The sequence below is a fragment of the Hydrogenophaga defluvii genome, assembly GCF_042665235.1.
Taxonomy (GTDB): Bacteria; Pseudomonadota; Gammaproteobacteria; order Burkholderiales; family Burkholderiaceae_C; genus Hydrogenophaga; species Hydrogenophaga defluvii_A.
The window spans coordinates 1-13,797 of record NZ_JBHTBZ010000049.1; the positions used below are offsets into that span (position 1 = coordinate 1).

Below are 13,797 nucleotides of genomic sequence, written 5' to 3' on the forward strand. Positions count from 1 at the left end.
TGCCGCAACGGGCGGTGCTGGAACCGGGCTCGTCCAACAAACGGATCAGATCGCGGCTTCGCGCGATCTATCCTTACTCGTTGGACTCGTGTCTCGCCTTTTAGGCAAACCTAAAATTTTCCGGATGACAGGTCTGACGAACGCTGAGGCCAGCCCACAGAGCCCACCGCCCGCAGCGCCCAAGCTGCTGGACCGGTTGCGGGCCGATTTGCGCACGCGGCATTACAGCATTCGCACCGAGCAGGCGTATGTGGATTGGGTGCGCCGTTTTGTTCTTTTCCACAATAAACGCCATCCGGTGGAGATGGGCGCGGCAGAGGTGGCGGCGTTTCTCACACATTTGGCGGTGGACAGGCAGGTGTCGGCATCCACGCAGAATCAGGCCAAATCGGCCATTTTGTATTTGTACAAATCGGTATTGAATATCGACTTGCCTTGGCTGGACGAAGTGGTGCAGGCCAAGGCGCCGCGCCGTTTGCCGGTGGTGCTCACACCCACCGAAGTGCGCGAATTGCTGTTGCACATGCAGGGCACCACGGGCCTGATTGCGCAATTGCTTTATGGCACGGGCATGCGTGTGATGGAGGTGCTGCGGCTGCGCGTGAAGGATGTGGAATTTGCGCGGCGCGAGATCGTTGTGCGCGAAGGCAAGGGCAACAAAGACCGCGTGACGGTGCTGCCTGAGAACCTGATGCGTCCGCTGCAGGCCCAACTGGATCACGCCCGAGCCTTGCATGAGAAAGATGTGCAGGCTGGGCTGGGACAGGTGTATTTGCCGCACGCGCTGGCGGTGAAGTACCCGAATGCCGACCGCACCTGGGGCTGGCAGTGGGTGTTTCCGTCACCCGTGCGGGCCATGGACCCCCGTCCTGATGCGCGCACTGGTCAGGCCATGGAGCGGCGGCACCACGTGTTTCCTGAATCGGTCCAGCGCGCGGTGCGCGAGGCAGCGCAACGGGCCAGCATCGCCAAGCCTGTCACGCCCCACGTGTTGCGCCATTCGTTTGCCACCCACATGCTGCAGGCTGGCTACGACATCCGCACCGTGCAGGAGTTGTTGGGGCATGCGGACGTGAGCACCACCATGATCTACACCCATGTGCTCAACAAGGGCGGGCGTGGGGTGCTCAGTCCGTTGGATGCCTTGTAGCGTGGCGCTTCAGGCGTGTTCCGCCTCACTTACCCATGGTGTGATGGCAGCGAGGGTGGACGACAAGGCTTGCTTGGCCATCTCGCGGTCGTGGTCGGATTGCAGGCCGATCCAGAAATCTTCGGACACACCGAAGAACCGTGCCAGGCGCAGGCCGGTATCCACCGATACCCCCCGTGTGCCGGCCACAATTTCGCCGATGCGGCGCTGTGGCACGCCAATTTCTTTGGCCAGCCGGTATTGGGTGATGCCCATCGGCTTGAGAAATTCCTCCAGCAGAATTTCACCGGGATGTGGGTAAGGGACTTCGCGCACGGTCATGCTCCTTCAGTGGTAATCCACGATCTCAACGTCTTCAGCGTCTGTGCCCGACCGGTTGAGCATGGCCAGCTTTCGCATAGCCACATTCTCAATTCTTCTTTGATGGGGCTCAAGTCTTGCGGTTCAACAACGCATACAACAGGATCGCCCCAAATGTGGCGGTGCCGATGCCGCCCAGCCCAAAGCCACCGAACTTGAGGGTGAAGTCGCCCGTGCCCAGCACCAGGGTGATGGCCGCGACGATGAGGTTTTTGTTGTCGGAGAAGTCCACCTTGTTCTCGACCCAAATCTTGGCGCCGGCGATGGCGATGAGACCGAACACGACGATGGACACGCCGCCCATCACCGGCAGCGGAATGGCCTGAATCACGGCGCCGAACTTGGGGCTGAAGCCCAGCACCACGGCCATCAACGCGGCCACAAAAAACACGGCGGTTGAGTAGATTTTGGTGGCGGCCATGACGCCGATGTTTTCGGCGTAGGTGGTCACGCCGGTGCCGCCGGCGCTGCCCGCCACCATGGTGGCCACGCCGTCGCCCATGAAGGCGCGGCCCATGTAGACGTCCAGGTTTTTGCCGGTCATGGCGGTCACGGCCTTGATGTGGCCCAGGTTTTCGGCCACCAGGATGATGGCCACGGGCGCGATCAGCAGCATGGCGTTGCCGGTGAAGACCGGCGCGCTGAAGTTGGGCATGCCGATCCACGCGGCGTTGGCGATGCCCGACAAGTCCATGGGTTTGCCCATGCCCAGCCCGTTGGTGAGCACGGCGTAGATGACACTCGCCACGATCAGGCCCATGAGGATGAGCAGGCGCTGCACCATGCCTTTGGTGAACACCGCCACCAGGGCCACGCTCACGAAGGTGATGGCCTGCATCCAGGCGTCAAAACCGGTGGGCGCCATGTTCTTGATGGGGATGTGCGCCAGGTTCAGGCCGATCACCGCCACCACCGAACCGGTGACCACCGGCGGCATGAAGCGCTCGATCCAGCCGATGCCCACCGCCTGCACGATGGCACCGATGATGAAGTACAGCGCGCCGCAGGCGATGATGCCGCCAAGGGCCACGCCCAGGTTGGTGTTGGGGCCGGTGCCGCCGTAGCCGCTGGCCGCAATCACCACGCCGATGAAGGCAAAGCTCGAACCCAGGTAGCTGGGCACCTTGCCTCCGGTCATGAAGAAGAAGATCAGGGTGCCGATGCCGCTCATGAGCACCGCCACGTTGGGATCGAAGCCCATGAGGATGGGCGCCAACACGGTGGCGCCGAACATGGCGATCAGGTGTTGCACACCCATCACGGCCGTTTGAGGCCAGGGCAGGCGCTCGTCGGGGCCAATCACTCCGCCGGCCTGCAGGGAGGCATCGCTTTTTTCTTTCCAGTTGAACATGCCCATCGCTCCATCCTCGGGTTGTTGAAGTGGGGCGATGCTAATTCAAATGTCAAGCAACGTGTGCCACCACGGCGTCCAGCACGGCGGGGGCTTTGAGCAGGCGCATATGGCCCAGGCCGCTGGTTTCCAGCCAGTTCGCCTGCGGGATGGACTGCGCAAACGCCAGGCCGTCGGCGAAGGGGTTGATGCGGTCCTCGCGGTCGTGCACCACCAGGGTGGCTGCGCCGACGCGTGGGCCTGAAGACGTCGGCTCGAACTGGCGCATCAGCACCGCCTCGCGGGTTTCCACGCGGTGCTGCAGCGCGGCGCGCGTCGTTTCGCTGAGCCCGAACACGTGGGCGAACAAGCGGGTGTAGTCGTGTGGCGAAGCCGGCGGCGCCAGCAGCACCAGGCGTGGCACATCGAGCCCGCGCCCGGCCGCGTAGGCGAGGGCATTGGCCGCCAGCGAATGGGCCACCACCGCCCGCACGTCGTGCCCCTGCTGGCGCAGGCGGGCCGCCACGTAGCCGATGGCGCGGGCGAACTGTGGCAGGTTGCTGGTGACGCCCCGGCTGCGGCCGTGGGCGGGCAGCTCCAGCAGCACCGGCCGCAACCCACGGGCCGACACGGCGGCCGCGAGCTCGCGCATCTGCCCGGCGTGCCCACCCCAACCATGCACCAACAGCACCAGCGACCCGTGGGGTGCGGCCGGGCGGCTGTAGAGCGTGAGGTTGGTCGCCTCGAAGTCCCAATGCTCCACCTGCCACTGCGCGGCCCAGGGGTGGCGGCGCTGCAGCCACTTGGGCGGCAGCGGCGTGAGGAAGAGGCGCGTGGCCGCGCGCTCGGCCAGCGCAGGCGACAGGCGCTGGGCGGCACCCAGCAGCCAGCGGAACCAGCGTGTGCCTGGGCTGGCGTTGTAGTAGCTGGCGGCGGTTTCGAGGGCAATGGGGGTCATGGTCTTCTCCAGTTGTATTTCGCACGATCGTGCGAAATAGGGGCAAAAAAAGAGGTCAGGGTTGGTAGCTGCGGATCAGCCGCTGCCAGCTCGCCTGGGCACGGTCGGCCGCTCGCGGGTCGCGCAGGAAGCGGGCGTCGTGGATCAGCCCGATGGCCAGGCTGTAGATTTCCCCCACCAGTTGCTCCGGGTCGGTGTCGGGCTTGAGGTGGCCGGCGTCCAACGCCTGCAACACGGTGCGCCGCAGGGCCGCGCGCCAACGCGTCACTTCGCCCAGCAGGTGCTCGCGCAACTCGCCCTCGCGGTCGTCCAGCTCGAATGCGCCAGCCGTGAACAGGCAGCCGGTGTGGGTTTCCACCTCGCGCATGCGGATGAACCAGCGTCGCACGATGTCGTTGAGCCGGGGCAGGCCCTTGGGCACCTGCATGGCGGGCACAAACACGTCGGCCAGGAAACGGCGACCAAACTCATCAATCACCGCCATCTGCAGCGCCTCGCGCGAACCCACGCGGGAGAAGACGCCGCTTTTGGACAGGCCAATGCGGTCGGCCACGACCTGCAGCGAAATCGCCTCCAGCCCCTCGGCCGCAGCCAAGTCCAGCGCCGCGCCCACAATGGCGGCGCGGGTGAGTTCGCTTTTTTGGGTGCGGGCGTCCATGGGCGAGAATTTAGCACACTCGTGCGAAATTTGGTGCGTGACAACGCTTGCCGTTCGTCGGCCGCAATAATGCCGCCATGGAGACAACACAACACCCCATGGCCGCCCCGTTTGTGCCTCGGCTGCGTCTGTACCAGCAGTGGCTGGCCGAACATCGGAACCTGCACTTCGACAGTTTTGACGCGCTCTGGCGCTGGTCCACCACGGACCTCGCGGCCTTCTGGCAAAGCATCTGGGATTACTTTGAGATGGCCTCGCCCACCCCACACAGCGCGGTGTTGTCGGGTGGCCCCATGCCCCACGTGAAATGGTTCGAAGGCGCCCAAGTCAACTACGCGCGGCAGGTGATGCGTCACGTGGCGCCGGCCCACGGGGCGGGCATGTTGGCCATCGTCAGCGAAGACGAAACCGGCCGCGTGCGCGAACTGACCTGGCCCGAGTTGCAACGCCAGGTGGCCTCGCTGGCCCTGTGCCTGCGCGAGCTGGGCATTGAACGCGGCGACCGCGTGGCCGCCTACCTGCCCAACGTGCCCGAAACCATGGTGGCCTTTCTGGCCTGCGCCAGCATCGGCGCCGTGTGGAGCGTGTGCGCGCCCGACATGGGCACGGCCGCCGTGCTCGACCGCTTCAGCCAGATCGAACCCAAGGCCTTGATCGCTGCCGACGGTGTGTTCTACGGCGGCAAGGCGCTGGACCGCAGCCAGGTGGTGCAGGAGCTGCGTGCGGCCTTGCCTTCGCTGGCCCACACCGTGGTGCTGCGCACCCGCTTCGCCGCCGAACGTGTGCTCCACGCACACGACTTCGACACCCTGACCGCGCGCGACAACCCCGCCGTGGCCGCCTTCGAGCCCGAACACCTGCCCTTCGACCACCCGCTGTGGGTGGTGTACTCCAGCGGCACCACGGGCTTGCCCAAACCCATCGTGCACGGGCACGGCGGCATCCTGATGACGCTGTTTGCCCTCAAGTGCATCCACAACGACATCGGCGCCAGTTACCACCCCAACAGCTGGGGCGAGCGTTTTCACTGGTACAGCTCCACCGGCTGGGTGATGTGGAACGCCCAGCTCGGTGGCCTGGCCGGTGGCACCACCATTTGCCTGTTCGACGGCAGCCCCGGCGGCAGCAAAGAGGCGCCCGATTGGACGGTGTTGTGGCGATTCGCCGCGCGGCACCGGGTCACCTTCTTCGGCGCGGGCGCGGCCTTCTTCACCAACAACATGAAGGGGGGCGTCGATTTGCCCGCCCTGGAGGCCGCCGGCCACGACCTGCGCCGCATCCGCGCCCTAGGCTGCACCGGCTCGCCCCTGCCCGAAGACGTGCAGCGCTGGGGCACGGCGCAGTTTGCTGCCATTGGCACGCCTGATATTTGGTGGTGCAACATCTCCGGCGGCACCGATTTTTGCGGCGCGTTCATTGGCGGCAACCGCGAATTGCCGCAAGTGCCTGGCCAGATGCAATGCCGCTTGCTGGGCTGCGCCGTTGAGGCCTGGAACGAACAGGGCCAGCCTGTCATCGGCGAGGTCGGCGAGTTGGTCTGCACCCAACCCATCCCGTCCATGCCGCTCTATTTCTGGGGCGACGAAGGTGGCCAACGTTACCTGTCCAGCTACTTCGACATGTACCCCGGCGTCTGGCGCCATGGCGACTGGCTCAAGATCGGCACCGACGGCGGCTGCGTGATCTACGGCCGCAGCGACGCCACCATCAACCGCCACGGCTTGCGCATGGGCACCAGCGAAATCTACAACGCCGTCGAAGCCCTGCCCGAGGTGCTCGACAGCCTGGTGGTGGACCTGGAGTACCTGGGCCGGGACAGCGACATGCCGCTGTTTGTGGTGCTGCGCCCGGGCGTGACGCTGGACGATGCGCTCAAGGGGCGCATCAACACGGCCATCAAGATCGCCCTCTCGCCGCGTTTTGTGCCCGACAGCATCCACCAGGTGGCCGAGGTGCCGCGCACGCTCAGCGGCAAAAAGCAGGAGCTGCCCATCAAGAAACTGCTGCTGGGCCAGCCCATCGAGAAAGTGGTCAACAAAGACGCCATGGCCAACCCCGCTTGCCTCGACTGGTACGTCGCCTTTGCCGCGGCGCGGTCGAGTCGCGCGTGAGACTGAAACGGTGGGGGGCCTAGGGCTGCCCCGCTTTTCAGCCGCTGGCGTCTGGCCGTAACGTGTGGGCGTTCACATTCACCCACGACGGAGACCCTCGCAATGACGCCCAAACACCTCAATCGCCGCCAGGCCCTGGCCCTGACCGCTGGCGCCGCCACCACCGTGGCTTTGCCCGCGCTGGCACAAGACAAATTCCCCTCTCGGCCCATCACCCTGATTGCGCCCTGGCCGGCGGGTGGCAGCAGCGATGCGGTGATGCGTGCCTTTGCCGAAAGCGCCTCGCGCACCCTGGGGGTGTCGGTGGTGATCGACAACAAACCGGGCGCCGGTGGCACGCTGGGCGCCACCGCCATGGTCAACGCCAAAGGCGACGGTTACCTGCTCACGCAGCTGCCGCTGGGCATCTACCGTCTGCCGCACATGCAGCAGATGGCCTTCGACCCGGTCAAGGACATCACCCACATCGCCTGCCTGACCGGCTACACCTTTGGCATTGCCTGCACCGCCGACGCGCCTTTCAAAACCCTCAAGGAAATGGTGGCCTACGCCAAGGCCAACCCTGGCAAGCTGGAATACGGCCACACCGGCACCGGCACCACGCCTCACCTGGCCATCGAGGAGTTCAGCGAAAAGGCCGGCATCCAGCTCAATCCCATTGCCTACAAAGGCTCGGCCGAAATCATGCAGGCCATCCTGGGCGGGCACATCCGTGTGATGAGCGGCACCACCGAATTTGCGCCCCATGTGCAAAGTGGCAAGCTGCGCCTGCTGGCCACGCTGGGCAGCAAACGCAACAAGGCCTTCCCTGACGTGCCCACCGTCAAGGAAAGCGGCTGGGACACCATCACCGAATCGCCGTTTGGCATTGGCGGCCCCAAGAACATGGACCCCGCCGTGGTCAAGGTGTTGCACGACGCTTTCAAGGCCACGCTGGACGACCCCAAGGTGCAGGCCACGTTGGACCGCTTCTATATGCCCTCCGTGTACATGAGCACCGCCGACTACACGGCCTACGCGGCGCGTACCTATGCCGCCGAAAAGGCCACCATCGAACGCCTGGGGCTGGCCAAGAAAAGCTGACGCGCCCCACCCACCGGTGTTCAGCAGGCGCCCGCGAGGCGCCTTTTTTGCCCCAGCTTGGTGCGTTGTGGCCCAGAACTTGCTTGATTTGACAATTGGCGCGGTCCTGCGCCGAGGTCAAAAAAGGCATGACGGCGATGGCACTGGTGCAACGCGTTTCGGGTTGGTTGGGCAGGCTCAGCGTGGGCCGCAAGCTCATGCTCATCTACCTGCTGGATCTGAGCGCCGTCATCTACGTCTCGGGCATCCTCATCCACGAGAAATTCCTGGCCATCGACTTCACCCGCAAAGAAACGGTGGGCACGGTGTACACCGCAGCGGCCAGCGAGGCGTTGATGGCGGTGTTTCTTCAGCAGGGCGACGCGCCCTTGCTTTCGACCTCGCACTTGCAAGCGCTGGCGGCGGTGCGGCAGGCGCACGACGAGGTGCTGCAGACGGGTGAGCAAGGCGCGGCTTTCGCCGCCACGCTGGAGCAGCTGAGCATGCCCGGCACGGCCGACGACCGCGCCCGCGATCTGGTGCTGCGCCAGGGCCGCGAACTTCTGACGTCGGTGGGCAACCAGTCCAACCTCATCCTCGATCCCGATCTGGACAGCTACTACGTGATGTCGCTGGTGGTGCTGCGTTTTCCCGAGTTGCTGCAGGTGGTGTACGACACCCGGCGTTTTGTGGAGGACCAGACCCGCACCGGTGCCCGCAGCGCCGCGACGGCGACCCAGGCGTCCAACCGCACCGCCGAACTGCTGACCCTGGCTGGCCGGCTGGAGGCCGTGGTGCGCGGCGTCGAGGCGGACTATGGGCAGGCTTTTGTGGCCGGTGGCCCGGCCTTGCAGCAAAGCTTGCGCGCATCGCGCGAAGCGCTGCGCGACAACGCCCAGCGTTTCCAGGCCCTGGTGCAGGCCATGGCCGCCGAAGGCACACTGGAGCGCGACCGCACCGCCTTGCAGGTCGAGTACCACCTGCTGCTGGAAAACCTGCGCCAGACCTGGCAGGGCGGCATCCGCACGTTGGACGGCTTGCTGGACAAGCGCGTCGATGGCTTGTACGCCCGCATGTGGCTGCATTTGGGCACGGCGTTGGCGCTGCTGGCCTGCATCCTCAGCCTGGTCTACCTGGTGGCACGGCAAATTGCCAAACCCCTGGGCCACCTGGCCAACGTGGCCGACGAGGTGCGCCGCAGCGGCGACCACAGTCTGCGCGCCGAGTGGGCCAGCCGCGATGAAATTGGCCGCCTGGTGAACGCCTTCAACGAGATGCTGGCCCAGCTCGACCGCGAGCGCCTGCTGCAGCAGGAACTGGCGGCCAGCGCCCGCGCCAGCGCTGCCCAGCGTGAGCTGGTGGAGGCCTTCCCCATTCCCATGGTCGTCACCTCGGTGCCCGAACACGAGGTCTTGCACGCCAACGCACCCGCCAGCCCCTGGCTCAATGGCCGCAACAGCGATCCGTGGCGCGAGGGCCTGGAGCCCAGCGTGCGCGCGCGCTTCTTTCAACGCCTGGCCGACAACGGCGTGGTGGACGAATTCGAGGTGCGCTGGAAAGGTGGCGCCGAACCCTCGTGGGCGGTGTTGTCGGCGCGCCGGCTGCAGTTCCAGGGCCGCGACGCGGTGCTGACGGCCTTCACGCCCATCAACGTGCTCAAGGTGATGGAGCAGCGGCTGGAGCTGTGGGCCAAGGTGTTCGAAGCCTCGTCCGAGGGCATCATCATCATGGACGCCGAACGCAAGATTTTGAGCGTCAACAAGGCCTTCTGCCGCAGCACCAGCTACGACTTCTACGAAATCATCGGTGAAGACCTGGGCTTTCTGCTGGAAGAAAACGCCGGCGTGCCGCTGGGCGCGGTGATTGGCCGTGTGTTGCAGGACAAGGACGCCTGGCAGGGCGAGGTGCGCTTTCGCCGCCGTTCGGGCGACACCTACCCGGCCTGGCTCATGGTCTCGGCCGTGCGCGACGGCAGTGTGGCCGGCGGCATCGGCAACTTCATCGGCATCTGCATCGACATCACCGACCGCAAAGCCAAGGAAGAGCGCATCCAGTACCTGGCCCACCACGACGTGCTGACCGACCTGCCCAACCGCTCGCTGTGTGTGCAGCGGCTGCAGGACGCACTTGCTCACGCCGCCCTGCACCACAAGCAGGTGGCCGTGCTGTTCATCGACCTCGACCGCTTCAAGATCATCAACGACACCCTGGGCCACCACATCGGCGATGGTTTGCTGCGCTCGGTGGCCGAGCGGCTCAAACAATCGGTGCGTGGGCACGACACGGTGAGCCGCCTGGGTGGCGACGAGTTCGTCATCATCATGCGCGACGTGGCCAGCAAGGACGAGGTGCGCTTGACCGTGGAGCGCCGCCTGATCCCGCTGATCCGCCAGGCGCACCCGGTGGACGGGCATGAACTCAACGTCTCGTGTAGTGTGGGCATCGCCGTTTACCCCGACGATGGCGTGCAGCTCGATGAGCTAATGCGCCGTGCCGACGCCGCCATGTACGAAGCCAAGGCCACCGGGCGCGACATGGCGCGTTTCTATTCCGAGGAGACCGACCAGCGCGCCTTGGCCCGCCAATCGGTGGAGCACCACCTGCGCAAGGCGCTGGACCGCGGCGAACTGAGCCTGCACTTTCAGCCCCGGGTGGATGCCGCCACGCTGGCCCTGGTGGGCGCCGAGGCCTTGTTGCGCTGGGACAGCGTGGCCCTGGGGTCGGTGCCGCCTGCCGAATTCATCGCGGTGGCCGAAGAAACCGGTCTGATCAAGCCCATAGGCGCCTGGGTGCTGGAGCAGGCCTGTGCCGCCTGGGTGGGGTGGCAGGCCCTGGCTGCGGGCGACGAGGGCCACCTGCTGCACAGGTGCCAGGTCTCTGTCAACATTTCTGCTTCGCAACTGGCAGACCCCGAACTGGTGCCGTTCCTGCAAGCGCTGATCGCACGCACCGGTATGTGCCCGCAGTGCCTGGAGCTGGAGATCACCGAGTCGCAGCTGATGGACAACGCCATGGCGGCGCAGGCGCAGATGGCCGCGCTCAAGGCGCTGGGCCTGCAGCTGTCCATCGACGACTTTGGCACCGGCTACTCCAGCCTCGCCTACCTCAAACGCTTTGACATCGATAAGCTCAAGGTCGACCGCTCTTTTGTGGACGACATGCTCAACGATCCGGCGGACATGGCCATCACCCGCGCCGTCATAGCCCTGGGTCACACCCTGGGCCTGCGCGTGGTGGCCGAAGGGGTGGAGGACCTGGCCACCGCCAACAGCCTGCGCGGTTTGGGCTGCGACGAGTTGCAGGGTTTCCACTTCAGTCGGCCCCTGCCTGCGGCAGAATGGCAGGCATGGGCCTTGCGGCATTCGGCACACCAGCCCCAGCCAATCGGGGTGCCCGCATGAAACCGAAGCAGGCGCGCCCATCGCCGCCAACCGATTGAAGAACGAACAACTGGTGCAGGCCCTGGACCTGGCCCGCCGCAGCGGGCCGGTGCGCGACATCGTCATTCCCCCCTGCCCGGAGCTGCTGGTGCAGCTGCAGGATGCCACCGCCACGCACGACCCGGACCCGGAAGCCATCGCCCGCATCGCCAGCGCCGACGTGGCCATGGCCGCCGCCTTGCTGCGCCAGGCCAACAGCCCGCTGTACGGCCTGCAACAGCCGGTCACTGGCGTGGGGCAGGCGCTCAACGTGCTGGGCATGAAACCATCGGTCAAACTGCTCAGCGGTTTTCTCACCCGCCACGCGCTGCAGGTGCATTCACACTTGCTGGCGCACTTCTGGGAAAGCTCCACCCGCCGTGCCATCGCCTGCGAACACATCGGCCAGCAGCTGTATGGCATGGACCCCGGCCTGTCCTACACCTTTGGTCTGTTCTGCCACGTCGGCATGCCGGTGATGATGGCAGGCGTCAAAGGCTACGGCGGCACCCTCACCGAAGCCATGGCCCGCCAGGACCGCAGCTTCACCCAGACCGAAAACGCCAACCACCGCACCGACCACGCGGTGGTGGGTGCCATCGTGGCGCGCACCTGGCGCCTGCCGTTGCCCGTGGCGGTGGCCATCCGTCTGCACCACGACTTCACCTGCCTGAGCGACAGCGGTTTGGGCGACACCGAACGCCGCCTGGTGGCCATGGGTTTGATTGCCGACCACCTGGTGCACCAGCACGAGGGCCTGCCGCCACTGCGCGAATGGCAGCGCCATGGCCCCGCTTGCCTGGCGTATCTGCAGGTCAGCGAGGACGAGGTCAACCACTGGATCGACGAACTGCACCCCGCGTTTGAGGCCGTGGTGCTGGCTTGAGCCGCGCGGGCCCAAGACCGCTCGCTCAGACTTGGCTGAAATCCTGTATCTGAGAGGGGCTGTTGGGTGCCGGCCCGAAGCGATTGGGTTCCTTGCCCGGCTGGCACATCCAGTAAATCAGCACGATCCAGCCGATCAGCGGAATGAAGCCGATCAGCTGCCACCAGCCGCTGCGATCAACATCGTGTAGTCGCCGCGTGGCGGCAGCGATGGCAGGAATCAGCGTGGCAATCACAAAAACGGCCGACAAGGTCGGGGAGATCATCTCGGCCACGACCTGCGTCAGGACGAGAAACAGAACGAACCACCAGTATTCAGGGCGCGCTGCGCGCCCGGCGAAGGTGGCGTACTTCCCAAAACAGGTCTGAATCGATTCGACAAAGGTCATGGCGCGTCCTCTTGAAACAGGGGACACCCATGGTAACCCGCTCGAATCGATACATGTGATGGTTGGCGCGTGCCCGCACCCTCTCTCAGAGCGGGTGTTCGGTGTAGAACTGGCCGCCGTGGTAGAGCAGTGGCGAGGCCCCGCTGCGGTGCTGGCAACGTTCCACCTCACCCACAAAAATCACGTGGTCGCCTTCTTCGTACTGGCTGCGGTTGAAACATTCAAACACCGCAACGGCACCGTCCAGCAGCGGTGCACCACCAGCGCCTTCGCTGAAGGCCACGCCGGTCCAGCGGTCCACGTCTTTGGCGGCAAAACGCTCGGCCAGGGCGCGCTGGTCGGCCCCCAGCACGTTGATGGCGTAGTGCGAACCGCTGGCGAAGGTGGCCATGGAGCCCGCAGCCCGCGACAGGCTCCACAGCACCAGGGGTGGCGACAGGGACACCGAATTGAAGGAGTTGGCGGTCAGGCCCACCAGACTGCCATCGGCCGCGCGTGCGGTGACGATGGTGACGCCGGTGGCGAACATGCCCAGTGCATCGCGGAAGGCGCGTGTGCTGGGGGGAGGGAGGGGCATCAAGGGACCAGGGGTGTCGGGCATGGGGGGCCTGTAGTATGCCCGCAGCGCCTTGGCAGGGCGTACCATGGGGCCATGTTGCCGCGATTCACCACGCTGGGCCGAGGCCCTGTTCTGCTGATGTTGCACGACGTGGACGCCAGCCACGTGGCGTTTGCGCCTCAGGTCGAAAGCTTTGCCTTGCAAGGCTACCAGGCGGTGGCTTGGGACATGCCCGGCTACGGACACAGCCCACCCGTTGAGCCCTACGACTTCAAGGGCCTGGCCGCGCGCTGTGTGGCCCTGATCGAAGCGCTGACGCAGCGCCCGGACGGCTCGCACGCCTCGGTGATCCTGCTGGGGCAGGGCATGGGCGGCATGGTGGCGCAAGAGGTGGTGTTGCGCCGCCCCGATCTGGTCAACCGCTTGATTTTGAGCGGCTCGCTGGCCAGTTTTGTCGACCTGCCAGCGGCTCAGCGCGAGGCTTATGCGAGTGAGCGCACCGCACCCCTGGATGCCGGCCTGAACATGCGCGATCTGGCACAGCGCCTGGTGCCCCGGCAGGTGGGACCGGGTTCGCTGCCCGAGGGCGCACAACTGGCCGAGCACGCCCTGGGCGGCGTGTTTGTGTCCACCTACCGCAGGGCGCTGGATGCCCAGTCACGCTTTGACCGCCACGCCGCCTTGGCCCATGTGCGGGTGCCCACGTTGTTGCTGACGGGTGAATTCGACGGCGTCGCCACCCCTGAGCGGGTGCAGGCCATGGCGCTTGATCTGCCCCTGGCGCACTGCGCCGTGCTCTCCGGGGTGGGCCGATGGCCCAACCTGGAGGCCCCCGACGACTTTGATGCGGCGGTGCTGTCTTTTCTGGCCGACACCGCCCCGGGCATGCGCACCAGCGGCACGCTGCACTGAAGCC

12 protein-coding genes are annotated in these 13,797 nt (G+C 65.7%); 6 read left to right on the plus strand and 6 right to left on the minus strand.

The features are described 5' to 3' along the window. Positions 1–124: 124 nt before the first annotated feature. Entirely contained in the window at positions 125–1,150 is a 1,026-nt protein-coding gene (locus tag ACFQU0_RS16070; protein WP_382202548.1) for an integron integrase, read from the plus strand. A 9-nt stretch (positions 1,151–1,159) separates the two neighbouring features. Here ACFQU0_RS16070 and ACFQU0_RS16075 read toward each other — a convergent pair whose 3' ends face one another. The 4 genes from ACFQU0_RS16075 to ACFQU0_RS16090 form a co-directional block, all read right to left on the minus strand. Continuing rightward, entirely contained in the window at positions 1,160–1,465 is a 306-nt protein-coding gene (locus ACFQU0_RS16075; protein ID WP_382202550.1) for a HigA family addiction module antitoxin, read from the minus strand. A 115-nt stretch (positions 1,466–1,580) separates the two neighbouring features. Continuing rightward, positions 1,581–2,867 carry a solute carrier family 23 protein gene (locus ACFQU0_RS16080; RefSeq protein WP_382202552.1) on the minus strand — a complete coding sequence of 429 codons (1,287 nt, stop codon included), beginning with the start codon at positions 2,865–2,867 and terminating at the stop codon, positions 1,581–1,583. 46 nt (positions 2,868–2,913) lie between these two features. Further along, positions 2,914–3,798, minus strand: a complete 885-nt coding sequence (locus ACFQU0_RS16085; protein ID WP_382202554.1) for an alpha/beta hydrolase — start codon at positions 3,796–3,798, stop codon at positions 2,914–2,916. Between the two features lie 55 nt (positions 3,799–3,853). Next, positions 3,854–4,456, minus strand: a complete 603-nt coding sequence (locus ACFQU0_RS16090) for a TetR/AcrR family transcriptional regulator (RefSeq protein WP_382202556.1) — start codon at positions 4,454–4,456, stop codon at positions 3,854–3,856. A gap of 98 nt (positions 4,457–4,554) precedes the next feature. On the opposite strand from ACFQU0_RS16090, the gene ACFQU0_RS16095 reads away from it, so the two are divergent. From ACFQU0_RS16095 to ACFQU0_RS16110, 4 genes are all read left to right on the plus strand, one after another. Continuing rightward, on the plus strand, positions 4,555–6,567 hold the full coding sequence (locus tag ACFQU0_RS16095; RefSeq protein WP_382202703.1) for an acetoacetate--CoA ligase: 2,013 nt from the start codon (positions 4,555–4,557) through the stop codon (positions 6,565–6,567). Between the two features lie 102 nt (positions 6,568–6,669). Then, complete coding sequence (locus tag ACFQU0_RS16100) at positions 6,670–7,650, plus strand: tripartite tricarboxylate transporter substrate binding protein (RefSeq protein WP_382202558.1); 981 nt, start codon at positions 6,670–6,672, stop codon at positions 7,648–7,650. A 137-nt stretch (positions 7,651–7,787) separates the two neighbouring features. After that, positions 7,788–11,030, plus strand: coding sequence for an EAL domain-containing protein (locus ACFQU0_RS16105; protein WP_382202704.1), 3,243 nt, complete (start codon positions 7,788–7,790; stop codon positions 11,028–11,030). A gap of 34 nt (positions 11,031–11,064) precedes the next feature. Further along, positions 11,065–11,934 carry an HDOD domain-containing protein gene (locus ACFQU0_RS16110; RefSeq protein ID WP_382202560.1) on the plus strand — a complete coding sequence of 290 codons (870 nt, stop codon included), beginning with the start codon at positions 11,065–11,067 and terminating at the stop codon, positions 11,932–11,934. Between the two features lie 25 nt (positions 11,935–11,959). On the opposite strand, the gene ACFQU0_RS16115 is transcribed toward ACFQU0_RS16110, so the two are convergent. Continuing rightward, positions 11,960–12,322, minus strand: coding sequence for a DUF805 domain-containing protein (locus ACFQU0_RS16115; RefSeq protein ID WP_382202562.1), 363 nt, complete (start codon positions 12,320–12,322; stop codon positions 11,960–11,962). A gap of 85 nt (positions 12,323–12,407) precedes the next feature. Further along, on the minus strand, positions 12,408–12,899 hold the full coding sequence (locus ACFQU0_RS16120) for a flavin reductase family protein (RefSeq protein WP_382202564.1): 492 nt from the start codon (positions 12,897–12,899) through the stop codon (positions 12,408–12,410). Between the two features lie 75 nt (positions 12,900–12,974). Here ACFQU0_RS16120 and ACFQU0_RS16125 point away from each other — a divergent pair, with 75 nt between their 5' ends. Next, the gene (locus tag ACFQU0_RS16125; RefSeq protein ID WP_382202566.1) at positions 12,975–13,793 is read left to right on the plus strand and encodes an alpha/beta fold hydrolase; all 819 of its coding nucleotides are present in this window, start codon (positions 12,975–12,977) and stop codon (positions 13,791–13,793) included. The last annotated feature ends 4 nt before the right edge of the window (positions 13,794–13,797 follow it).

What these genes read in the sequence shown, in the direction of transcription:
- ACFQU0_RS16070 (WP_382202548.1), top strand. Translation starts at nt 125, where the DNA reads ATGACAGGTCTGACGAACGCTGAGGCCAGCCCACAGAGCCCACCGCCC.
- ACFQU0_RS16080 (WP_382202552.1), bottom strand. Translation starts at nt 2,867, where the DNA reads ATGGGCATGTTCAACTGGAAAGAAAAAAGCGATGCCTCCCTGCAGGCC.
- ACFQU0_RS16085 (WP_382202554.1), bottom strand. Translation starts at nt 3,798, where the DNA reads ATGACCCCCATTGCCCTCGAAACCGCCGCCAGCTACTACAACGCCAGC.
- ACFQU0_RS16090 (WP_382202556.1), bottom strand. Translation starts at nt 4,456, where the DNA reads ATGGACGCCCGCACCCAAAAAAGCGAACTCACCCGCGCCGCCATTGTG.
- ACFQU0_RS16095 (WP_382202703.1), top strand. Translation starts at nt 4,555, where the DNA reads ATGGCCGCCCCGTTTGTGCCTCGGCTGCGTCTGTACCAGCAGTGGCTG.
- ACFQU0_RS16100 (WP_382202558.1), top strand. Translation starts at nt 6,670, where the DNA reads ATGACGCCCAAACACCTCAATCGCCGCCAGGCCCTGGCCCTGACCGCT.
- ACFQU0_RS16105 (WP_382202704.1), top strand. Translation starts at nt 7,788, where the DNA reads ATGGCACTGGTGCAACGCGTTTCGGGTTGGTTGGGCAGGCTCAGCGTG.
- ACFQU0_RS16115 (WP_382202562.1), bottom strand. Translation starts at nt 12,322, where the DNA reads ATGACCTTTGTCGAATCGATTCAGACCTGTTTTGGGAAGTACGCCACC.
- ACFQU0_RS16120 (WP_382202564.1), bottom strand. Translation starts at nt 12,899, where the DNA reads ATGCCCCTCCCTCCCCCCAGCACACGCGCCTTCCGCGATGCACTGGGC.
- ACFQU0_RS16125 (WP_382202566.1), top strand. Translation starts at nt 12,975, where the DNA reads ATGTTGCCGCGATTCACCACGCTGGGCCGAGGCCCTGTTCTGCTGATG.